The 21,218-nt window shown below is 72.4% G+C and carries 18 protein-coding genes and 2 pseudogenes; 15 read left to right on the top strand and 5 right to left on the bottom strand.

Annotated features, from left to right (window positions below; all coding sequences use genetic code 11):
* Window positions 1–132 precede the first annotated feature (132 nt).
* The 15 genes and pseudogenes from KG111_RS12225 to KG111_RS12155 all read left to right on the top strand — a co-directional run.
* Window positions 133–1,494 (top strand): hypothetical protein, encoded by a 1,362-nt coding sequence (locus KG111_RS12225; protein ID WP_205293095.1) that lies wholly within the window; start codon window positions 133–135, stop codon window positions 1,492–1,494.
* On the top strand, window positions 1,491–2,537 hold the full coding sequence (locus KG111_RS12220) for a hypothetical protein (protein WP_205293096.1): 1,047 nt from the start codon (window positions 1,491–1,493) through the stop codon (window positions 2,535–2,537). The genes KG111_RS12225 and KG111_RS12220 overlap by 4 nt, the downstream gene beginning before the upstream one ends.
* A 155-nt stretch (window positions 2,538–2,692) precedes the next feature.
* Entirely contained in the window at window positions 2,693–3,532 is an 840-nt protein-coding gene (locus KG111_RS12215) for a hypothetical protein (protein ID WP_205293097.1), read from the top strand.
* Window positions 3,529–4,965 carry an ABC transporter ATP-binding protein gene (locus tag KG111_RS12210; protein ID WP_205293098.1) on the top strand — a complete coding sequence of 479 codons (1,437 nt, stop codon included), beginning with the start codon at window positions 3,529–3,531 and terminating at the stop codon, window positions 4,963–4,965. Before KG111_RS12215 ends, KG111_RS12210 begins: the two co-directional genes overlap by 4 nt.
* A complete protein-coding gene (locus tag KG111_RS12205) occupies window positions 4,962–5,858 on the top strand; it encodes a hypothetical protein (protein WP_205293099.1) in 897 nt (298 codons plus the stop codon). The genes KG111_RS12210 and KG111_RS12205 overlap by 4 nt, the downstream gene beginning before the upstream one ends.
* Window positions 5,846–6,832 carry an AAA family ATPase gene (locus KG111_RS12200; RefSeq protein WP_205293100.1) on the top strand — a complete coding sequence of 329 codons (987 nt, stop codon included), beginning with the start codon at window positions 5,846–5,848 and terminating at the stop codon, window positions 6,830–6,832. The genes KG111_RS12205 and KG111_RS12200 overlap by 13 nt, the downstream gene beginning before the upstream one ends.
* Before the next feature lie 3 nt (window positions 6,833–6,835).
* Window positions 6,836–7,729 (top strand): DUF58 domain-containing protein, encoded by an 894-nt coding sequence (locus KG111_RS12195; RefSeq protein WP_205293101.1) that lies wholly within the window; start codon window positions 6,836–6,838, stop codon window positions 7,727–7,729.
* Window positions 7,719–8,204 carry a hypothetical protein gene (locus KG111_RS12190; RefSeq protein ID WP_205293102.1) on the top strand — a complete coding sequence of 162 codons (486 nt, stop codon included), beginning with the start codon at window positions 7,719–7,721 and terminating at the stop codon, window positions 8,202–8,204. Before KG111_RS12195 ends, KG111_RS12190 begins: the two co-directional genes overlap by 11 nt.
* On the top strand, window positions 8,195–9,160 hold the full coding sequence (locus tag KG111_RS12185) for a vWA domain-containing protein (protein WP_205293103.1): 966 nt from the start codon (window positions 8,195–8,197) through the stop codon (window positions 9,158–9,160). Before KG111_RS12190 ends, KG111_RS12185 begins: the two co-directional genes overlap by 10 nt.
* On the top strand, window positions 9,157–10,107 hold the full coding sequence (locus KG111_RS12180; protein ID WP_205293104.1) for a vWA domain-containing protein: 951 nt from the start codon (window positions 9,157–9,159) through the stop codon (window positions 10,105–10,107). Before KG111_RS12185 ends, KG111_RS12180 begins: the two co-directional genes overlap by 4 nt.
* A gap of 104 nt (window positions 10,108–10,211) precedes the next feature.
* Window positions 10,212–11,081, top strand: a complete 870-nt coding sequence (locus tag KG111_RS12175) for a hypothetical protein (protein ID WP_205293105.1) — start codon at window positions 10,212–10,214, stop codon at window positions 11,079–11,081.
* Window positions 11,082–11,506: 425 nt separating this feature from the next.
* Window positions 11,507–12,258 (top strand): annotated as a pseudogene (locus KG111_RS12170) (transposase); the annotation flags it as partial.
* A gap of 187 nt (window positions 12,259–12,445) precedes the next feature.
* Window positions 12,446–12,940 carry a hypothetical protein gene (locus KG111_RS12165; protein WP_205292925.1) on the top strand — a complete coding sequence of 165 codons (495 nt, stop codon included), beginning with the start codon at window positions 12,446–12,448 and terminating at the stop codon, window positions 12,938–12,940.
* A 16-nt stretch (window positions 12,941–12,956) separates the two neighbouring features.
* Window positions 12,957–13,712, top strand: coding sequence for a YqjF family protein (locus KG111_RS12160; protein WP_249666109.1), 756 nt, complete (start codon window positions 12,957–12,959; stop codon window positions 13,710–13,712).
* Window positions 13,713–13,863: 151 nt separating this feature from the next.
* Window positions 13,864–14,347, top strand: a pseudogene (locus KG111_RS12155) (transposase); the annotation flags it as partial.
* 120 nt (window positions 14,348–14,467) lie between these two features.
* Here KG111_RS12155 and KG111_RS12150 read toward each other — a convergent pair.
* The 5 genes from KG111_RS12150 to KG111_RS12130 all read right to left on the bottom strand — a co-directional run bounded on the left by KG111_RS12150 (window position 14,468) and on the right by KG111_RS12130 (window position 21,173).
* On the bottom strand, window positions 14,468–15,082 hold the full coding sequence (locus KG111_RS12150; protein WP_249666108.1) for a hypothetical protein: 615 nt from the start codon (window positions 15,080–15,082) through the stop codon (window positions 14,468–14,470).
* A gap of 91 nt (window positions 15,083–15,173) precedes the next feature.
* Complete coding sequence (locus tag KG111_RS12145) at window positions 15,174–16,034, bottom strand: class C sortase (RefSeq protein WP_205292873.1); 861 nt, start codon at window positions 16,032–16,034, stop codon at window positions 15,174–15,176.
* 87 nt (window positions 16,035–16,121) lie between these two features.
* Window positions 16,122–17,642: a SpaH/EbpB family LPXTG-anchored major pilin gene (locus KG111_RS12140; RefSeq protein ID WP_205292874.1), complete on the bottom strand. Its 1,521-nt coding sequence runs from the start codon at window positions 17,640–17,642 to the stop codon at window positions 16,122–16,124.
* 108 nt (window positions 17,643–17,750) lie between these two features.
* Complete coding sequence (locus tag KG111_RS12135) at window positions 17,751–20,543, bottom strand: CshA/CshB family fibrillar adhesin-related protein (protein ID WP_205292875.1); 2,793 nt, start codon at window positions 20,541–20,543, stop codon at window positions 17,751–17,753.
* Window positions 20,544–20,732: 189 nt separating this feature from the next.
* Entirely contained in the window at window positions 20,733–21,173 is a 441-nt protein-coding gene (locus tag KG111_RS12130; protein WP_205292876.1) for a MarR family winged helix-turn-helix transcriptional regulator, read from the bottom strand.
* Window positions 21,174–21,218: the final 45 nt, after the last annotated feature.

Genomic DNA, 21,218 nt, shown 5'->3' with positions numbered 1-21,218 from the left:
GTTGCGCAACCGTGAGCTGGTCACAGCGAGTCGGGAACTCCGGGGATGCAGCCGTCACCCGTCGTCGCACAAGCGCGGGCTCGGAAACCTCCGGGTTGCCCTGCCTGTGCGTGCTCCCTGGAGGTCTCCTCGATGCCGCGCGCCCTGCCCGCCTCTGCGCCGACCCGTGTGGCGCGTGCCGCCGCCGCCGTGTGCATCGCGCTCGTCACCGTCGTCTCATCGTCCTCCCACGCCGGCGCGGCTGGGAAGGTCGGGCAGTCCCAGAGCGTGCTGTGCGACGGCTACACCGCGGGGACCTGCTCGGTGACGACCGACAGCACCGTCGCTGCCCAGGACCAGCTGCTGCGGGTGAGCGCCACCGGGAATCCAGGGGCGCACCTGGTCCTGCAGTTCTACGTCATCGAGTTCAACTCCCGAGGTGAGCTGACCGGGCTGGTCCCGAGCGGTGCGCCCGTGGACGGTGTCACCCGGGACCTCGGCGCGGGCCGGGGTCGCCTCGACGATGCGCGACTGATCCCGCAGGCCGTGGCCGACGTCCCGGGCGGGTGGGGCTTCGTCGGTCTCGCCGCCGACTCGTCCCTCGACCTGTCCACCCGGGTCGGGCAGGTGGTCGAGTTCGGCGGCCGCACCCTCAAGCTGCTGGGGGACCGCTACGCCGAGCAGAAGCCGGTCGGGGTGTCCTTGAGCCTCCACGTCCTGGGCAACGTGCCCGGTGTCGGCTACTGGGTGGAGTACCTCGCCGACGACGGCACATGGACGCCGTTGCCGGGGCACGGTTACGGCGCTGCCCAGCGGCTGCTCGCCAGCCCCGGCGAGATCTCCCAGCTCACGTACTCCGTACCCACCGAGCTGACGCCCGGCCAGCCCTACCGCTTCCGGGTGAACCACCACCTCAATTACGGCGGCGCCGAGGACCGGCCGGTCGCCGATCCCGCCCATGCGGAGTGGGTCGTGGTGCCCTCCGAGCACGGCAGGACCCAGCCCCTCGGGCAGCAGTTCGACCCGACCAAGGCAGCCGGGCAACCCGACCCGCGCACGCCGGGTGGTGGGTCGGGCGGCGGGGCGGGTGGCGGCGGAGCGACGCCACCCCCTGCTTCTCCTCCCGCGACGTCACCTGCCGCGCCGGGCGGCGCCCCGGCACCGGATCCCACGCAGGGTGACGACGCGCCGGCTCCCGCCGCGCCCAGGCCGGCGGACGGTGAGCAGGCCACGCCACCGCCGGTGACCCCCTCGCCCGCCGGGTCGACCGGGCCGACCGACGACGCGTCGTCGGCCGGGGCAGCACCCTCAGCGGCCCCCGCAGCGCCGGCGCCGGCCGGAACGGCCACCGTCTGGGGCGACGAGCCACGCGCCGACGCCGCTCCTCGGGCCGGGGAGACCCCACGGCCCCTGACTTGGTCGTTGACCCTCGCTCTGCTCGGGCTCGTCGCCGCTCCGGGGATCTGGCTGTGGTGGCGGCGTCGCGGCATGGCTGATCGGGGTGAGTCGTGGTGAGCGCGGCGATGACGTACCGCCGGCGCGGGCTGACCGTGTCCGCCCTGCTCATAGCCGCCCTGCTCGCAGCGGTGCTCCTCGGGCAGGCGCCGGTCGCCGCTGCCGCGACACCCGAGACCGACCGGCTGTGCAGCCACGACAAGCTGCGCTGCTCGGTGCAGGCGCCGCCTCGGTGGATCGCCGGCAGCACCCACCAGCTCGGTGTCACCGGCCGCCCCGACACGAAGGTGAACCTCCAGGCATACCGCGTGACGACGAGCGCCGCCGGCGCGGTGAGGTGGCACAAGGTCGGCTCCGAGATCGCGATCACCACCAACGACGACGGCTGGGGCAGCGCCGACCACACCCTGCCGCCGCTGCCGGACGACACGCACGGGGGACCGGTCATCCTCGCTCCCGCAGAGGCGCGCGGCCAGGACCTCTCCGACGTGCTCGGCGCCTGGACCGAGCTGGTGGGCGAGACCCCGGAGCTGGTGGGCGACGGGTTCGCCACGAGCAAGCCCGTCGGCACCCGCCTGCCCCTGCTGCTGGACCACGTCGTCCCCGGCTCCGAGTACGCCGTCGAGCGTCTCGACGGCACCTCCTGGCTGCCGGTTCCCTCCGCCGCCGGCGCCACCGCTCCGGCGGCGACCGCCCGGTGCGAAGCCACGCAGTGCACGGTGGGCTACGTCCTCCCGCGGGGTCTGTCCGCCCAGGCACACGACTTCCGTCTCGTCGACCTGCGTCGTGGAACCCCGGTGCTGACGTGGTCGGCGCGCCCGGACTCGTCCGGTACACCGCGTCCAGTGCCCGCACCCGAGGTGTTCCCCGCCCTCGGCGCCTCGGTGACGGGCTCGCAGGCGGCCAGCGTCGGTCTCGATGGCGCCGCCGTGGTGCGCCCACGAGGTCGCAACCTGGACGTGCCCACAAGCGACGCCGGCATCTCCGCGGCGCCCAGCGCGGGCGCGCACTCGGTGGGCTCGGTGCAGGTCGTGGCCGGAGGGCTGGCCGCGCTGGCGCTGCTCCTCGTGCTGGTGCCGACGAGCCGCCGGAGGACTCGATGAGGGCCCGAAAGAAGGCGGCCCGGGGGACGTCGGTCCGGGGCGCGACCGATCACGGGCGCCCCCACGCCCGGATCGATCTCGGCGCGCTCGGATGGATCGCCTGGGCGGGGACCGCGTTCCTCCTCCTGAGTCGCGAGTCGTCCCTGTGGATGCCGGTGAGCGTGTTGGTCGGCGTGGTCATCATCTGGTTCTGCCGGGGCCGCGAACGCGCCGGGCTTGCCGCACCGGTGCTGGCCATGGGGTCCTGCGTCGCGGCCGCGTGGGTGGTGGTGACCGTGGCCGTGGGACCTGGCAGCGGTGGCGACGTGGTGTGGGTGCTCCCGGAGTGGGCTCCGGCTTCAGGCGGCAGGGTGGGTGGGCCGGTGACGACCGGGCGGTTGTGGACGGGCGTCGAGCTAGCCCTGCGGGCCCTCGCCCACCTGGCGCTGCTCGCCTGCGTGGCGCGGTGTGTCAGCGGTGAGCGGCTGGCCGGGCTCGCCGACGTGGCGTTCGGCCGGCTGGCGCCGGTGGTCCACCCCTGGTGCTTCCTGGCCGACGAGCTGGCCCGGGCCGAGCGGCGCCGGGCGCCGTTGCGCGCGCACAGCTTGGGGCGCGTCGCGTCCGGTGGAGTTTTGCCTGCTGCGGCGGACCGTGCTGCCTCTTGGCGTGCGCTCGGTGCGTCGACGCCGAGCGGCAGGCCTGCGGAGCGGGTCCGGGCGCTCGTGGTGCTGGTCGGGGCCGGCCTCGCGCTGGCGGCGTCGGTCGCTGCTGGCGTGGGCGGCGTCGAGGCGTCACTCCTGCTCGCAGTGGCCGTGCTCACGACGGGGTTCCTCCTGAGCCTTCCGCGTGCCGAGAGGCCCGACCCGGGAGAGGTCGTGGTCCTGGTGTGTGCCGCGCTGAACCTCGTCGTCGCGATGGTCGACCTGGACCCCTACCTCCGCGCCCTCCCCCTCCTGCTGCTCCCGGCCGCGACGCTCGCCACCTGGAAGCCCTTCCCCGGAGGGGCCGTGCGATGACCTTCGAGATCGAGGGGTTGGCCGTCTGGCTCCCCGGGCGTGGCGTCGCGGTCGGCCCCGTCTCCTTCTCCGTCGACGGAGTGACGGTGCTGACCGGACGCAGCGGGGCCGGTGCGTCCGTGGTCGCCGATGTCTTGGGAGACGCGCTCCCCAGGGCGGCGCTCGTGCGGGGCACGTGGTCGCAGCACGTCACGATCCACCATGTGGGCGGCGTGCGGCTCGACCCGACCCTGGACGTCACGGTGGCTCAGGCGCTGGGGTCCAACGGTGCCCTGGCTGCGCGGCTCTGGCGAGAGGTGACGGGACAGGAGGACCTCCGCGTCCGGGCCCGGACCCTCGATCCGGCGACAGCGGCGGTCCTTCCTGCTCTGCACGGGGTGATCCGGTCGCGGGCCACCCGCGCCGAGGGAACCCCTACGCTGCTCGTCCTCGACCAGCCGCTGACCCACCTCACGCCCTCGCTGCGACGCGCACTCGCCGAGACCGTGCGTGCCTGCGCCGACTCCGGGGTCGACGTCTGCTGGATCGAGCACGATCTCGCCGTGGCCGTTCCCCACGCCGACACGGTCGTGGAGTTCCTCGAAGGCCAGGGCCCAGCCGTGCAGGCGGGCGCGACGTGGACCCCGCGGACGCTGCCGCTGCCGCCCGAGGCGGCGCTGGCGCGGGCCCTCGGCGCTCCCCGTGCCGCGTGGTGGGACCTCGCTGGGCTGGGCGCCCACCCCGAGGTGCGCTCGGCGGTGCCGACCCGAGGTGCCGCACCGGCACGGGACGCCACCGCGACCTCGGTCTCGCCCGGGCGCTCCGGCCTGCCCTGGCCGGTCGAGGTGGTCGCGGGCGAGACGCTCGGGATCGTGCCGGCCGACGGCGACCGGAGCACGGCGCTTGCCGTGGCCGCTCGGCTCGCGGCGACCACGGACGGCGAGGCACGGCCACGTCCGCGGCTGAGCTGGCCGGACCACGTCGCTCTCGGCCGCCTGGTGACCGCGTGGTGTCGCGCCCACGGGGGAGACCCCGCTGCGGTCCTCGCCGAAGCCGGACGGCTCGCCGTCGTCGACCCGGCGCGCACCCTGCGCCAGCACAGCACCGGTGAGTGTCGCGCAGTGGCGTGGGCCCTCGGGACCGCATCCGGGCGGACCGAGGTCCTCGACCAGCCGGAGGCGGGGCTCGACGCCCACGGACGTCGTGTCCTGGCGTCGGCGCTGGCCGAACGTGACGCGAGCACCGCGGTCCTGCTCGTGTCCCATGACGCCGAGCTGCTGGTCCGTGCCTGTCACCGTCTGCTCGTCCTTCCTCCGGCCGGGAGCGGACCCGACGGCGCGGCCGTGCTGGGCCCGCCTGCCCTGGTGGCCGACCGGCTTCCGCAACCACCCGCGCTGCGTCGCGCCGGATCCCGTGCCTTGCGCGTGGCTGACGTCCTGAGGGAGTCCCGATGAAGGGTTGGACCCCCGTGACCGGGACCGGTCGCGCCGCGACCGCCGTCGCCGTGCTGTGGTTGGCAGGCGGCCTGGTGTGGACGGGCTGGCCGGTGTGGGACTCCGTGGGAGCCCCGGACGCCAGCCAGGTGCGCGCTGAGGCGCCATGGGTGCTCGGGGCCCAGGTCGCCGGGCTCGGACTGCTCGCGAGCGCGATGTGGCGGGGTGCCGGACGGCGTCCCGACGCACTCGCCGCCGTCACCGCCCTGGTCGCAGGGGACTGCGTCCTGCGGACCCTCTTCAACCCGGGAACGGCGGGCGTCGAGGTCGTGCACGCCCTTCCGCTCCTCGCCGGCGCCGGCCTCGGGCTCGCCGGTGGGGTCCTCACCGGCGCCTCGGCAGCCCTCTGCTCGACCATGCTGGCCTCCACCCCTGCCGAGACGTTGCCCTCGCAGTGCGTGGCATGGGCCGCGGTCGGTGCCCTGGGTGCCGTGCTGCGCGCGGTGCCGACCGTGACGGCCTGGCTCCTCGCCGTACCGCTCGCGGTAGGCGCCGGGGTGCTGAGCGGGGTCCTGCTCAACCTCATCGGCTGGGCCCAGATGAGCGGGTCCACGACCGAGCACTACGTGCCTGGTCTCCCGGCGGGCGAGGTGCTGACCCGGTTGTGGTCCTACACCGTGGAGACCTCCTTGGCCCTCGACACGGTCCGCGGCCTCACCACCGCGTTCCTCGTCGCGGTGCTCGGCCTGCCGGTGCTCCGGGCCCTGCGCGGCCCCACCCACCGGCCGACGACGTACCGGCCCGCCACCGACCACGCGCTTCGCGCCGCCGTACGGCGCCGCGAGGACAGTTCACGAATCGACGCCCTCTGGGCAGTCACGCCTACCGAGCAGGAGAAGACATGTCGCAGCTGAGCCCCCACGACCTCGAGCGGGCCACCACCATCATCGCCGCCGTCGAGGGTGCTTTCGCCAGCAAGGTGGTGGGCCAGCGCACCTTGTTGCGCAGCCTGTTGATCACCGTCATGGCGCGTGGTCATGTCCTCTTGGAGTCCGTGCCGGGACTGGCCAAGACCCTCTCAGCCTCCGTGCTCTCTTCGGCGGTCGCGGCCAGCTTCTCCCGGGTGCAGTGCACCCCCGACCTGCTGCCCTCGGACATCATCGGCACGCAGGTGTACGACCCCCGCACGGCCACGTTCTCCACCCAGCTGGGGCCGGTGCATGCCCACTTCGTGCTGCTCGACGAGATCAACCGGTCCTCCGCCAAGACCCAGTCGGCGATGTTGGAGGCGATGCAGGAGCGTCAGACCACGATCGGTGGGGTGACGCACCGGTTGCCCGACCCCTTCCTGGTGCTGGCCACCCAGAACCCGATCGACGAGGAGGGCACCTACGTCCTGCCGCAGGCGCAGATGGACCGCTTCCTGCTCAAGGAGGTGCTCCGCCACCCGAGTCCGCACGAGGAGGCCCAGATGCTGCGCCGGATCGCCGACGGCGCGCTGCGAGACAGCAGCGTCGACCCGGTGGCGTCCCTGGACGACGTTGTGTTCCTCCAGTCGGTCGCGGACCGGGCGCACGTCGACGAGTCGATCCTGCGCTACGTCGTGGAGATCGTGAACATCACCCGCGACCCTGGTGCGTTCCTGCCGGCGGAGACCGCGCGCTACGTGGAGCACGGCGCCAGCCCGCGAGGTGCCATCGCGTTCCTGCAGGCCGCTCGCGCGGCGGCCGTCCTCGACGGGCGCGACCACGTCCGCCCGGAGGACGTGGTTGGGGTGCGCCACCAGGTGCTGCGCCATCGCCTCGTGCTCACCTTCGAGGCCGTCGCGGCCAAGGTGAGCCCCGACGACGTCGTGGACGCGGTGTTCGCGGCGGTCCGCACTCCCTGATCGATGGCGCTCCTCACTCGTGTCCGCACCCGGGCGGAGCTGATCGCCCGCCGGCGGGTCCGCACCCTGCTGGACGGGCGGCACGCCTCGACGGTGCACTCGCGCAGTCTCGACTTCTCCGACCTGCGCGCCTACGTGCCCGGCGACGACGTCGCCGACATCGACTGGAAGGCCACGGCCCGCCACGGGGACCTGCTCGTCAAGCGCCACGTCGCTGAGCGCAAGGCCGTGGTGATGCTTGTCGTGGACACCGGGCGCGAGCTCGCGGCCGCCTCCCACTGGGCACCGGGGACGACCGACCTCAAGCGCGACGTCGCCGTGACCGCGGCGGGACTGCTCGGCTGGATCGCTCTGCGTGCCGGCGACCACGTCGGCATGGTCCACACCGGCCCGCACGGCCTCACGGCCACCCGCCCCAGCACCCGGGAGGTCGCCCTCGAGCGGATGCTGGAGGCGGTGGTGCAGTCCTGTGAACCGGATGCCGGAGCGCAGCGCACGCTCGAGCTGCTGGACCACGCCGCCGGCGCGATGCGCCGGCGCACCCTGATGGTGCTGGTGCTGGGCGACGTGGAACCCGACACCGCCTTGGAGCACCGTCTGGTCCGGTTGGCAGCCCAGCACGAGCTGGTGGTGCTGACCGTCGCGGACGTCGACCCCACCGCCATCGCTCGTCGCGGGGTGTCGGCCACCGACGTCGTCGCCGCCCGGCCCGTGCCCGGCTTCGTCGGCGCGCATCCGGTCCTCGCGGCCGAGCTGGCCGCCGCCGATGCCGACCGTCACGAACGACTGGACGCGGCCCTGCGACGGCTGGGCGTGCCCCACGTCCGGCTGGCCCGGCTCGAGGACGCGATCCCTGACCTGCTGTCACTGATGGAGGGGAGGCGGCGTGGCCGCTGAGCTCGAACGAATCAACCCGCCCGTCCTCTACGCACACTGGTGGTGGGCGGCCGCGGTCGTGTGCCTCGCCGGGAGCGTGCTGGTGGCGCTCGTCGTACGACGTGCGTTGCGGCAGACCGCGCCGGCGGGCGGCGTCGACGTCGACGCGTTGCGCGCCGCCGCCACCGGTCGAATCGAGGCGCTGCTTGCCGACGCGGCTACTCTCCGCGACGACGTCGAGCGTCGGCGCGCGGCGGCGCAGATCAGCGGTGAGGTGCGGGCCTTCCTCGGCACGGTGACGGCGACCGACCTCGACTTCACGACCCGCGCGGACTGGCTCCGGGCGGCCGAGCGGGACCCCCGGCTGGCTCCGGCGGTCGAGGTGCTCGTCGAGCTGGCCGACATGGTCTTCCAGGCCGAGGGCCGGTCTCCGAGCGCCGCCCACGTCGCCGACGGCGGCACTCGTGCGCTGGCGGTGGTGAACAGGTGGCCCTGATCCAGTGGTGGGTCGGCGCCGCGGTCGTCGGGGCCGCCCTCGTGACGGCGCTGGCCGCGTGGCGCTGGGGCGCCCGCGCCTCCCGCGGCGACAGGGTCCCGGTCGCCGGCGCCGAACGGCTTCGAGAGCTGCCGTCATGGAGGACGATCGTCCGGACAGAGTCACGTCGCCGTCGGCTCGGGCTCATCGGCGTGGCCCTGGCCGTGGCCGGTACGGCGCTGCTGGGCGCCCGGTTCGTGATGGTCACCGACGAGGACGAGGCGCTCCAGCAGCGCGACGTCGTGCTGTGCATGGACGTCTCGGGGTCGATGGTGCCGGTGGTCGAGGACGTCCTCGACACCTATGTGGCGCTGAGCGCTGAGCTCACCGAGGAGCGCATCGGCTTCGTGATGTTCGATGCCAACGCCGTCACCGGCTTCGCCCTGACCGACGACCACGACGAAGTGGCGAGGAGGCTCACGGCCGCCCGCGAGGAGCTCCTCTCCGAGGAGCCCGTGGCCGGCACGACCGCCCCCGCGTCGGGGTCGTCGCTCGTGGGAGACGGTCTGGCCAGCTGTGTGCAGCACTTCGACCGTCCCGACGAGACGCGGGCCCGCACGCTGGTCCTGGCCACCGACAACCTCGTCTCCGGTGACTCCATCTACACCCTGCCGCAGGCCACCGACCTCGCGGTCGAGCGCGGCGTCATGGTGTTCGGGGTGACGCCGCGAGGAGCCCAGCCCCACGCCACGGCCGAGCTGCGCGCACAGACCGCGCGCACCCACGGCGACGTCCTGGTGCTGACCCCCGAGGAGCCCACGAACACGGTGGTGATCACGCGCGCGGTGAAGGACCAGGAGCGCACCGCGTTGCTGGCCCTGGCTCAGGACCGCAGCTTCGACGTCATCGTCCCGGGCGTCCTCCTCGCGCTGGTGGGTCTCGGGCTGTCCTCGACGGCAGAGAGGAGACGCAGGTGACCTGGCAGTCGGAGTGGTGGCTGGTGGCCCTGACGGTCGCCGGGCTCGCGGCGATCGTGGTGGCGACGGCGAAGGACTGGGGACGAGCATCACGGGCGGGAGGGGTGACGGGGGCGGTGCGGGTCCTCGTCGCCGCCGGGCTGGTGGTGATCGCGCTGCGGCCCTCCGGGGAGCAGGAGGTCGAGACACCGGTCGCCGTCGCTGCGGACGTCGTGGTGATGCTCGACCGCACTGCGTCCATGGGTGCGCTTGACCACCGCGGTGGGCGTTCACGGATGGAAGGCGCCGGGGAGGACCTCGCCGCACTGGTCGCGGACGCCGCCGGCGCCCACGTCACAGTGATCACCTTCGACGACACAGCGCGCGTCCTGGTCCCGGCCACGACCGACGTGAACAGCGTGGTCACCACCCTGAGGACCGTGGGCTGGCGACCGTCCGCGAAGGCGACCGGATCGGATGTCTCCGTCGGTGTCGACCTCGCCCGTGAGGTGCTCGTCAGGGCGGCGGAGCTGCGGCCCGGGAACCGGCGGATGATCGTCTACGCGGGCGACGGTGAGCAGACCCAGGCGGCCGCGCGCGCCTCGTTCGCGCCCCTGGCCGACCTGGTGCACGAGGCGTGGGTGCTCGGGTACGGCACGAGTGCCGGCGGCGTGATGCCCATCGCCCCGGACGACTCGGCCCTGGTCACCCGCGACGGGGTGCAACAGCGCTCGGTGATCGATGAGGACGCGTTGCGTGGCATCGCCGAGGAGCTCTCGGGCACCTACGCCCACCGCAGTGGTGCGGACGGCCTGCCCGACACCACCGTCCAGGCGGCCGGTCCCGAGCGCGAGCTGGTGCCGGGCGCGGAGCACTACTGGATCGTGGCACTCGCGTTGGTGCCGTTCCTGCTGGCCCACCTGGTGGTGGCGGTACGCCGTTGGCGTGAGATCAAGGAGGCATCGTGATTCGGCGACCATCGCGCGGCAGCGAGCGAGTCCAGGGCTTGAGGGACGGCGGCCTCGACGACCCGGTCGAGGCCAGGCGACGCAGCCGGGTGCGACGTGCAGGAATGCTGGGTCTGACCGGGATGATCGCGGTGACGGCGTACCTGGGGGTGCTCGGGACGAGCGCGGTCATGGGGGAGCGGGCCTGGAGAGAGGAACGCTTCGCCGATGCCGAGCGCTGGTTCCGCGTGGCTGACCGGATCGACGTGGTCGAGCGGTGGAAGGCGCCGTACGACCTCGGCGTCGCCGTCTTCTCCCAAGGGCGCTGGCTCGAGGCCGCCGAGCTGTTCGGCCGCGCCCGCGCCATCGCCCCGGAGGACGCGCTGTGTCGCGTGGTGCTGAACGGGGCCCTCGCCCTCGAAGTGCTCGGCGACGAGCTGGACGAGGCGGGGGACCGGATCGACGCCCGAGCCCGGTGGGCCCAGGCCCAGCAGCTGCTCGCCGGTGCTGAAGGATGCTCGGCGACCGGGTCGGAGGAGGACGACGCAGCGGAGGGAGAGCAGTCCGACGACGACTCGGCGTCCAGCGACGAAGCGTCGTCCGACGCGGAGGCGGGGGAGACCGACACCTCCTCCGACGATGCCGACTCGTCGGAGGACGGCGACGCCGCGGAGGATGGTGAGTCGGGCGAGGACGGCGAGCAGGGTGAGGATGGTGGCGGGGAGGACAGCGAGGACGGTTCTGGCGAACCGGGGGTTCCCGCCTCTGACGGTGCGATGTCGGAGGCCGAACAGCTGCACGAAGCATCGCAGCGGTTGATGGAGAAGATGTCCGGCGCGCCGCAGCGCGAGACCACCGCCGACGCGGATTCGCCGGAGGTGGACAAGGCCGCCGAGCTCCAGGAGCGCATGAGCGGCGCAGCACGGCGTCGCGCCAGCCAGCAGGACGCCTCCGCGCCCGCGTCCGGGGGAGGCAGCGACCGCCCGACCTGGTGAGGCTGGATCACCAGCCCGCGTTGCGGGAGCACCCTCGCGTTGCTGGCCGTCTGTGCTGGGTCGCGCGGCACCCACGCTGGGGCGTGGCGCCGCCACGGAGGAGTTCTCGGGCGCGGTCTACCCTCAGCGGTTGCGGGCACCCGCGATGGCGGAGGCTCGACGTGGCTGTGCGGGCCGTGATCACATCCGGTTCGACGCGAATCTCCCCAAGACGGGGTGCGACTGAGATGCAGCGGAAAGCGCGTGCAGCGCTCGCGGCCGCGTGTTCGGGCGTTGCCAGCGAGCTGACCGTGCGCTCGGAGTGAGGAGAGTCCCTGGGAGTGGTGGGGGTTTGAGGGCTGTCGGCGAGGCGTGAAGACGTAGGCGGCCATCGGCGGGATCTTCGGCGTGTACGGCCAAGCACTCATCGAAGAAGAGGTCCACCGATGGCCTTGCCCCAGTCTGCCCTGTCCGAGCTCCTTGAGGCGTTCCGTGCCGGTGATGGTGTCGACTTGGTCCGTGACTCGGTCCGTGTCGCCCTGCAGGAGCTGATCGAGCTCGAAGCAACCGAACGCATCGGCGCCGCACCGGATGAGCGCAGCGACCAGGCGTTGTGCGCGGTCGTGATGGAGGCCTAGGTCCACGGCACCTCCACCCGCAGCGTCGACGACCTGATCGAAGCAATGGGCGCGGTCGGGACCAGCGAGTCCGAAGTCTCCAGGATCTGCGCCACCTCGACGAGACCGTGGGCGCGTTCCGCACCCGCGCCCTGGATCACGTGAAGTTCCCCTACGTCTACCTGGATGCGACCTACCTCCACGTCCGCAACACCCCCGCAACCTGCTGGCCCACGTCCCCAAGGGACAGGCCGAACTGGTGGCGACGGCGTTCCGGATGATCTTCGCCCAGCCCACCGCCCGAGGACGTCCACGCGGCGTAGGACAAGACCCGCGACGACCTCCCCGCCCGGTTCCCCAAGCTGGGTCCGTTGATGGACGACGCCAAGGTCGAAGTCCTCGCCTTCACCGCGTTCCCACGCGAGCACTGGCGCAAGATCTGGTCGACCAACCCGCTCGAGCGGGTCAACAAGATCCGGCTCGTCGGAGCGGTGCTGATCGACAGGCACGACGAGTGGATCGCCGGCGACCGTCGCTATCTCTCCGAGGGGTCTATGGCCGAGCTCTACGACACCAGCGATATTGACCGGTCGCCGCCATCGAGAGCAGCGACGTGGAGGCACCGAGGAGCACCTCAAAGCCCACCACCCCACGGGGCTCTGTCGGCGTTGATTGTCGGAACGCAACCCCCGGACGCATCGCCAGCAACAAGATGGGCACCTCATGGAGGCACGAGCACTCTGTTTCCTGACACGCGAGGAGGTCGCCATGGCGTCGTACCGCACCCATACGCTCCGCCGAGCCGCACTGCAGGGCGCTGCAGCCGGCTTGGTGGGAGTAGCGGCCATGACCGTCGGCGAAAAACTCGAGCAGCGCATCACCGGTCGCCCCAACTCCTACGTCCCGGCGCGGGCTCTACTGGCCCTGACGGGCAGGCCGGTCTGCGACACGGTCAGACCCGCGGGCTGGAACCACGCCATGCACTGGGGCACAGGCGCCGCGGTGGGCGCGCTGCGGGGCATTTGGTCCGTCACTGGCCTCCGGGGTCCCCAGGCAAGCGCTGCGCACACGATCGTGCGGCTCGCTTTCGACCAGACAGTCGAGAACGCCACTGGCGCGGGCGCGCCCCCTGCGGCCTGGCCCGCCGCCGAGCGCCGGCTCGACCTGCTGCACAAGACCGTCTACTCGCTGACCACAGGACTCGTGGCCGACCGCTGGATCGGACCAGCGCTGGCGCCGGACCGCGGCGCCAGGAGCCTCTGAGAAAGCGAACAGGACCGTGGCCAGTCGCACGACGGAGCAGCACATCTCGTTGCCGCTGCTGCGCATGTCCTGGGAGACACTCAGCTTCGTGCACTGGAAGGCCGACCCAGGCCGCGTGCAGGCCCTGCTTCCCGACGGGCTGACGGTGGACACGTACGACGGAGCCGCCTGGGTTGGACTGACCCCCTTCGTCCTGGCCAAGATCCGGCCGCCTGGTGTCCCACCGCACTGGCCCTACAGCCGGTGGCCCGCACTGGCGAGGATCACCAGCACCCCGGAGACCAACCTGCGGACCTACGTCCGTGACGCCGACGGCCGCGACGGCCTGTGGTTCCTGAGCCTCGACATCGGCAGTGCCGCGCTCGCAACAGCGATGCGCGCGGCAGTCGGGGCGCGGTACCGCCCCGGCGACCTCAGCGTGGCGCACGACGGGAGCGTCGTCACCTACGCGGGCCACCGGTCCAGGGACCCCGCGTCCTACCGGTTGAGCGTGAGGCTCGGAGCCTCCATCGCACCGAGCGAGCTCGAGGTGTGGCTCACCAGTCGCTGGCGTGCCTACACGGTGCATGCGGGACGACTGCTGGTCACTCCGGTCGAGCACGAGCCGTGGCCCCTGCGCGAGGCCGTGATCGAGACGATCGAGCAGAACCTCACTGCCCGAATCGGCCTCTGCGACCTAGGAGAGCCTGACCTGGTGCACTACTCCGACGGGGTGCAGGACGTGAGGATTCAACGCCCACGTGTTCTGGCGCGCCACCACACCGTGCCGTAGGCAGCCCGACCCTCACAGGTCAGGCATCAACCAAGCTCGGGGCAGTCCCGCTGTGCCCAGTATCGACCCTGCCCGCTTCCTGAACGAGCAGCTGTCCCAGGCGAGCCCTGACCTGATGCGGGACCTGTTGACCGACGTTCGTCAACGCGCCGACGGACACCGCGAGATCCTCGGCGTGCAGGTCACCACCAGCGAGGACGGTGCCGGCTGGCTCGCCTTCTGGAGAGATCTCACCGCCCGCGGCCTGACCGGCGTCAAGCTCGTCACCAGCGACGCCCACGCCGGCCTGGTCGCGGCGATCGCGGCGACCATCCCCGGCGCGGCCTGGCAGCGCTGCAGGACGCACTACGCGGCGAACCTCATGTCCGCGACCCCGAAGTCGTCCTGGCCGTGGGTCAAGGCGCTGCTGCACTCGATCTACGACCAGCCCGACGCCGACGCCGTGCACGCCCAGTTCGACCGACCGCGCCAGCATCATCCGCCTCGTCGGCGCTGTCCTGGCCGAGCAGCACGACGAGTGGGCAGAAGGCCGCCGCTACCTCGGACTCGACGTCCTCGCCCGCGCCCAGGCCGTCGACACCACCACCGAGGAGGAGGTGGTGGTCGAACCCGCGCTTCAGGCCCTCACAGCCTGAGCGACACGCCCAACCGAGGGATCAACCTCGTACACCACCCCAGCGGACTTGACCGACCGCCACGCCAGCGCCCGCTACACCCTCATCTGGGAAGAGCCACATTTCGGGCCCTGGGCCTCGTCAGCGGACGGCCAGCGCGATGCCACTGCCCCATCCCGGGGCCCTTCCTCCGGCAGGAGGCCGGACGCGCCGCAGGTCGTGGCCACTGCGGAGGAGCAGCCAGGCGATGATCGAGTTGGAGTTCCACATCTCGCCGAGGCCGAGCTCGTCACGACCCCAGGTGAGCGACGGCACCTCGTCCACCAGTTCCAGGAGGCGCGATGCGCGCACGGGGTCCTCGCTCATCACAGTGGGGTCGCCGACCGCGAGCTCCAGGTCCGGGATCGATCCACCCCGCCAGGCCCGCACCTCGTAGCGGAAGAGCTGTGAGCGTCCGAGGACGCGCAGCCCTACGGGTCCCTCGACCACGACGCCGCGGTCGGGGACGGTGTTGCCCCACGCGGGGCCCATCTCGATCACGTACGACGCTTCGCCCAGGCGCAGTGACAGAGCCGCATGGAAGAGTGGCGCGGGCCGCCGGTGCTGCCGTCGGGCGCAGAGAGCCTCATAGACGCGGCCGTTGAACGCCACGAAGTGTGCACCCGCGCCGAGAGGCAGCCAGTGCAGCAACACCTGCGCGGCGCGGCCGGGCGTCGCGGGTCGCGCGGCATGGATGTGGGCCTGTCGCACCGTCACGTCTGTACCTTCCCCCACACGCATCTGCCGACGCTCCGTGGTCACGCACAGGAACAATGCCGCAGACCCTGCCGTCGAGCCCGGAGCGCGGCTACGGCTGCTCGGGCCTCGACTTGCGTCGGCGTGGTCGGGCCTGCGCGAGGGCGACGACGAGGGCGGCGGCGCCGCCCAGCGCCCACCACGGGAAGCCAGGACCGTCGCTCCCGGCCTCCTCGACCGCCTCCGGCGGCACCTCGTCGACCCGTTCGCCGGTGACCAGGATCCGGTGGCTGTTGACCCCGAGCGGGGTGCAGGTCACGAGTGTCACCAGGTCCTTGCCGGGCACGGGGCGCAGTGCCTCGGTCTCGTCCGGATCGACCACCTCGGTGCTCGTGATCTCGTAGACGAGCGCGGTGCCGAAGACGTCGATGATGAACCGGTCGCCCAGCTCGAGGTGGTCGAGGTCGTCGAACATCGTGGCGGTGGGAAGGCCCCGGTGGGCCGCGATGACCGAGAGCGTGCCGCGGCCGCCGACCGGCAGGTGCGAGCCCTCGAGGTGGCCGGCTCCCTTGCGCAGCACCTCGTCGGAGGTGCCGTGGTAGAGCGGCAGGTCGACGTCGATGTCGGGGATGACCACGTGCCCCATCACGCCCGAGCCGTTGAGGTCGAGGATCGAGTCGTAGTCGAGCGCGGCGTCGGGGGACGCGTCAGGGGAGGTGTCGCCGGGCGTGCCGTCGGCAGACGGCTTGCGGGTCCCGGCCTCGAGCAGGGCGCCGCTGGTCAGGGCGGCGTTGTAGCGCTTCGCTCGCCGCAGGTGGGCGGCCACCTCCTTCGGCGAGGCCCGGTCCAGCTCCGCCTTGTAGGACTCGACGACCTCGGCCTGGTTGACAGCGCTGAACCAGCTCGCCGCGCTCGGGTAGAGCAGCAGCCCGCTGCCCAGCACGATGAGGAGCGCCACCACGACGGACCCCACGACGGACGAGGCCGTCCTTCCCCCCGTGCGGGAGGAAGGACGGCTCGTCGGGGACGTGCGCATCGGCACCTGCGGCTCGCGGGCCCGTCAGGACTGGGCCGCTCGCCGGCGCATGACCTCGCGGACCGCGATCGCCAGGGCGAGCAGCAGGGCACCGCCCACGAACAGCGCCGTACGGCCCTGGCCACCGGTGTCGGGCAGCGAGGGAACCTTCTGCTGCACGTTCTCGATCGTGACGTCGACGCTGGTGGTGGCGCCGATGCGGACCGAGACGGGGGTGTAGGCGTCGTCCCCGCTCGGGGTGACGAAGCCGGCCGGCGCCTCGACCTCCTTGAGGACGTAGCAGCGCGTGCTCGCGCCCGCCTTCTCGTTGACGCTGTCACTCACGAACAGGCCGGGGATGGAGATCTTGCCGTCCGCGTCCGAGGTGAACGTCGACTTGCCGTCCACGGTCAGCGGCGAGCCGGTGGGGCGAGCCTGGCTGCAGTCCGCGCCGTAGGGGTCGGCGGCGGCGTAGACCTCGAAGACCGCACCCTTCAGTCCGGTCCCGGGGCTGGCGGCGTCGGTCTTCTTCACGACGACGTCGCCCCAGTTGGTGTCGACGGTGTTCGAGGTGATGCCGTTCGACTCGTCGGGGTCGTTGACGAACACCGTCGCCTCGTTGGTGATGGTGCCGTCGCCGAGGGACTCGACGGTGCCCTCGAACGTCGTCACGAGCCGCTCGTCACCCTGGGTGCCGAGCCAGGCCAGGCCGTCCGGGGTGAACTCGACGCGCACGGTGTTGCCGTCGACCTCGACGTCGTAGTGCGACGGGTCGACGTCCTTGCCGTCGAGGGTGACGCTGGCGACGCCGACCGAGCCCAGCCGCTCGTCGAGGGTGTCCTGCACGACGTAGTTGTCGAAGCTGGTGCCCTCGGCGAGGCCGGGCACCCGGGTGGTCACCGGGAAGGAGACCTTGCTGCCGAGGCCGAGGCCGTCCGCGGGCTGCTCGGTGACCGACTTGGTGATGTCCACCAGACCGTTCTTGGGGTAGGCGTGCACGTCGTAGAGCCAGCCGCCCTCGAAGGGCAGCGGGATGGTCACCACGAACGGGTTCGCCCGCTGGACGACCGACGCCGGTGCGTCGGTCTCCACGACCACGTAGGCGCCGATGCGGTCCAGGTCGAGGCGGGTCGTGCCGTCGGCGCCCGTCGTGCCGACGTCCTTCGCGGAACCGACGGTCCACGGACCGCTCGGGGCCTCGGGGCCGCCACTCAGGGTGCGGCCGTCCTCGGACACCTTGAGGTCCTCGAGGTGGTCCCAGTTGGCGGGCACGGTGAGGTCGACAGGTTCGCCGTTGGCGTCGAGGATCTCGTAGACGGTGAACTCCACGCCTGCGACGGGCGCAGAGGGGATCGGATCCCCGCTGCCGTCGGGCTTCTGCTCGGCGTCGGTGTCTACCTGGTTCTCGTGCTTGTGCACGGTGATCGAGCCGGCGGCGTCCTCGTCGATGTTGCCGAGGCTGGGCGCGGCGTTGGCGCCCGGCGCCATGCCCAGGGTGGCTCCCAGGGTCAGGGCACCGACCGCGGCGAGGAGGCGCCTCCTCCGGTTCATGCCTGTGTGTGACACGGGTGTTCTTTCCTTCCTACGCGTCCGCGCTGTCGTGATGGCAGCCGGACGATGTGACGCCACGGGCGTGGCGCGGTCTGGGGTCCACCGGACGCGGCACGGTGGACATCAGCTGTGGCGGGCTCGCCAGGCGCGGGCGCCGCGGCGCAGGCCGAGGAGCGCCCCGAGGGACAGCAGGAGGATCCCGCCGCCGAGGTAGGCACCACGGCCGACGCCACCGGTCGTCGGCAACGTCAGGGACGGCGTCGACTGGTTGACGAACCGGTAGACGGCGTGGGTCCCGGCTGGGACGGTGACCACCTCGTCCGGGTCGACCGCCTGCCACGTGCGTCCGCCGTCGGTGCTGACCTCGACCCGGTCGAGGTGGTAGCCCTCGGGTGCGACGGCGCTGGCGCGCTCGCCGATCCGGTAGGGCTGGTCCGGGCGGACCTCCCAGGTGGGGGCCTCGTCCAGCGAGGCGTTGCCCGCCGTCTCGTGCTCGGCGAGATCGAGGTCGGGGTCGAGGTCGAGGTCGGAAGCCTGCGGCTGCGCCGTCAGCGTCCAGTCGTCAGGCTCGGCGTCACCTCCCTCGACCTCCTTGACGAGCGAGAGCCGGGCGGTGGTGTTGGTGATCGTGCAGGAGACGTCCTGGCCGGGGCGCAGCGTCACCGCGTCGTCGGGCACGTCCACTTCGCTGCCCGTCCGCTCGTCGACGCACTGCCAGCCCTCCTCGGTGGCGACGTACTCGTCGGGACCGCGCTCGCTGAGCCGGTAGGCGACATCCGCGGAGACCTCGACCGTGGTGCCGCTCGAGGCGTCCCGGTGGCCGGGCAGCGCCTCCGCCGGGCCCGTCGCGGACAGGCCCCAGTCGGTCGGGGCGCGCTCGCCGTACTCGACCTTCTTGACCAGGGTGAGGCGTTGCGTGCAGGCGACCTCGTTGGTGACCTGGTAGCGGTTCGAGGACTTCGGGAGCGTCACCGCGACGCTCGTCGTGCCCTTGCGCAGGTCCACGCCGTCGCTCGGGAGACCGTCGCCGGTCAGCGTGCTGCCGGTGATCGTGCAGCCGACGAGTGTGTCGTCGATGAGGACCTCCTCGCCGATCCGGACCTCGTCGCCGGGCCGGTGGCCGTCCTGCCAGGCGCCCCACTCGGGCCCCGCGTCGGCCGCGGCATCGGTCGTCTCCTCAGCTGCCGGGGCGAGCGTGGGACGGGCGTCGAGCCCGTCGGGCTGGCTGCCGTGCGGGTAGCGCTCGCCGTCGACGACCCAGGTCTTGTCCACGACCAGACGAGCAGGGACCTCGAGGCGGTAGTCCTCGACCTCGCCGCGCTGCGACACGCCGAGGGGCTTCTCGGCGGACGACCGGTCCTCGGCGATCCGGAGCCGGAGGTAGGTGTGGGCGCCGCCGGGGCTGGTGTCGGCGGGCACCGTCCAGGTCAGGTCGACGGAGTGCGGGCCGCCCGCCGCGCACTCCGCGGTGGCCGAGCGCTCTCCGTCGTCGAACGTCCCATTGCCGTTCCAGTCGATCCAGGCCGAGACGTACGCCGGCCCGGTGCTCGAGCCGTAGCAGGCGACGTCCTCGACGACGAAGGGCTGCTGGCTCGACGCGTCGAGCACCCTGGCCGGCAGGGCGAACCCGTCCCGGGCGAGCGACGAGGCGCTCAGGCCGTCCTCGTCGCCGGTGCCGTGGACGTCGTCACCATCTGCCGGGACGCTGTCGCGATAGCTCTGCTCGGCGTCGACACTGTCACCCAGGATGCTGCGCCTCGGCAGCTCGTAGCGCGCCTGTGCAGCGGTGGACAGGTTGGTCGTGACGCCCTTGCGGATCGCGCCGTCGGTCCACGAGGGCTGGAGCAGCGCGCCCGCCCGGCCGTAGCTGAGCGGCGCGTCGCCGAAGTCGCTGGTGAGCACGTAGCCGAGTGCGATGGCGCTGTAGCCACGCCCCTGGGTCTCTACCCGTGCGGAGACCCTGGCGGCGCCGGTGGCGTTCTCCAGGAACGCCACCGCGGTGGGCCCGTGGCCGTAGGGGTCGGGGGTGGGCCAGGCGTTGCCGTTCTGGTAGGTGCACTCCTGCCCGTCCACCCCCATGCGCAGGGCGTCGCCCTGCCAGGTGGCGATGCTCGACGCCTGCGTGCAGGTGCGCTCCTGCTCCAGCAGGCGCCACGTCGCGTTCGGGTCGGTGGCGCTGGCCTGGACCCACTCGGGGCCGACGTTCTCCCCGGTGAAGGCGTAGTCGCGCGAGCTCGAGGCCTCCGCGTCCGCGAAGACGATCCCCTCCAGCGGCATCGGCTCGCCGTCGAGGCTGGCACTGCAGGAGAAGTCGAACGACATCCGGGCGCCGTCGGTCTCGTCCTCGGTGACCGGGGAGGGCGCGCCGTCGCGCAGTCCGGGGTTGGGGTTGCCGAGCCCGATCGCCATCGTGTTGGGGTTGCGGAAGTCGTCGGGGAAGACGGGCCTGCGGCCGGGCGTCTGCTCGGCGTAGCCGGCGCCGCCGATGTTGTAGAGGTCGTCCAGGGCGTCGCCCGCCCAGCTGCCCGGGGTGTACGCGACCAGCGGCGGGGTGAGCGTCTGGCCGGTGGTGGAGCCGTTCGGGCCGGTCTCGAGCGGCGGCTCCCAGCGCAGCCCGCTGACGGTGCACGCGACCTGGAGGGTCTGGTCGCCGAGCCGGCGAGTGGAGGTCACGGTCTTCGTGCTCTGCGGGTTCTGCAGGACGATCTCGTTGTTGCGGGCTCCCCACTGGATCCAGTCGATGACGTCGACGTACCGGCCCTTGCTCGAGGGGCCGGCGAAGACGGCTTCGGCGGTGTCCTGGCCGGTGGTGGCCCCGACTGTTGCCAGACCGGTGGTGACCAGTGCCAGCGTGATGGCGATCCGGATGCCGCGCCTCAGACCCCGGGCACGGCGCCGCGGAGCGTGATGGGTCATCGTCGAACTCCCAGCGCGATGCGTCGTGCCACAACGGCTGGATATCTGCCGCTGCAGTATCTGCGTTGGCAACTATAAGAACGGCGCGAACGACCCCGTAATCGGCGGAGAAGTGAGATACGACATCCCGGCGACCCCGTCGAGTGCCCGGCGGGGCAGCGCGGGGCGGCCGGTGTGCTGGCCGGTGTCCTAAGAACCCTCGGCGAGGCGGTGGAGGTAGGCGAGCACGTGGTTCGCCTCGGCGGCGCTCTCGAACCGAGCCAGGCTCTTGTGGATCAGCGCCCGGTGCTCCTCCACGACCTCACGGGCGAGCGCCAGGCCGGCCGGGGTGAGGGAGACGAAGACCACCCGGCGGTCGGTGTCGTGCGCACTGCGGTTCACGAGTCCCCGTTCGACCAGGCGATCGATCACCTTGGTCGCGGAGCCGCTGCTGTAGAAGAGGGCCTGGGCCAGCTCCTGCGTGCGCGCGCGGTGCCCCTCCGCCTCGAGCAGCCGCCGCAGGATGTCGAACTTGGCCTTCGTCAGCCCGTAGCGGTCCTTGAGGTGAGCCTCGAAGACGCGGATCAGCCGGTCGTGCGCCTCGACGAGGGCTCGCCACGCCTCGGTCACGTCGACGTCGCTGTCCGTCATGGCCGCCTCCGCCCGGGCTCGATGTCTGGCGGGCGGTCGCCCGCG

It is taken from the genome of Nocardioides faecalis, from assembly GCF_018388425.1.
Taxonomy (GTDB): Bacteria; Actinomycetota; Actinomycetes; order Propionibacteriales; family Nocardioidaceae; genus Nocardioides; species Nocardioides faecalis.
This window is presented reverse-complemented; position numbering and strand designations above follow the sequence as displayed.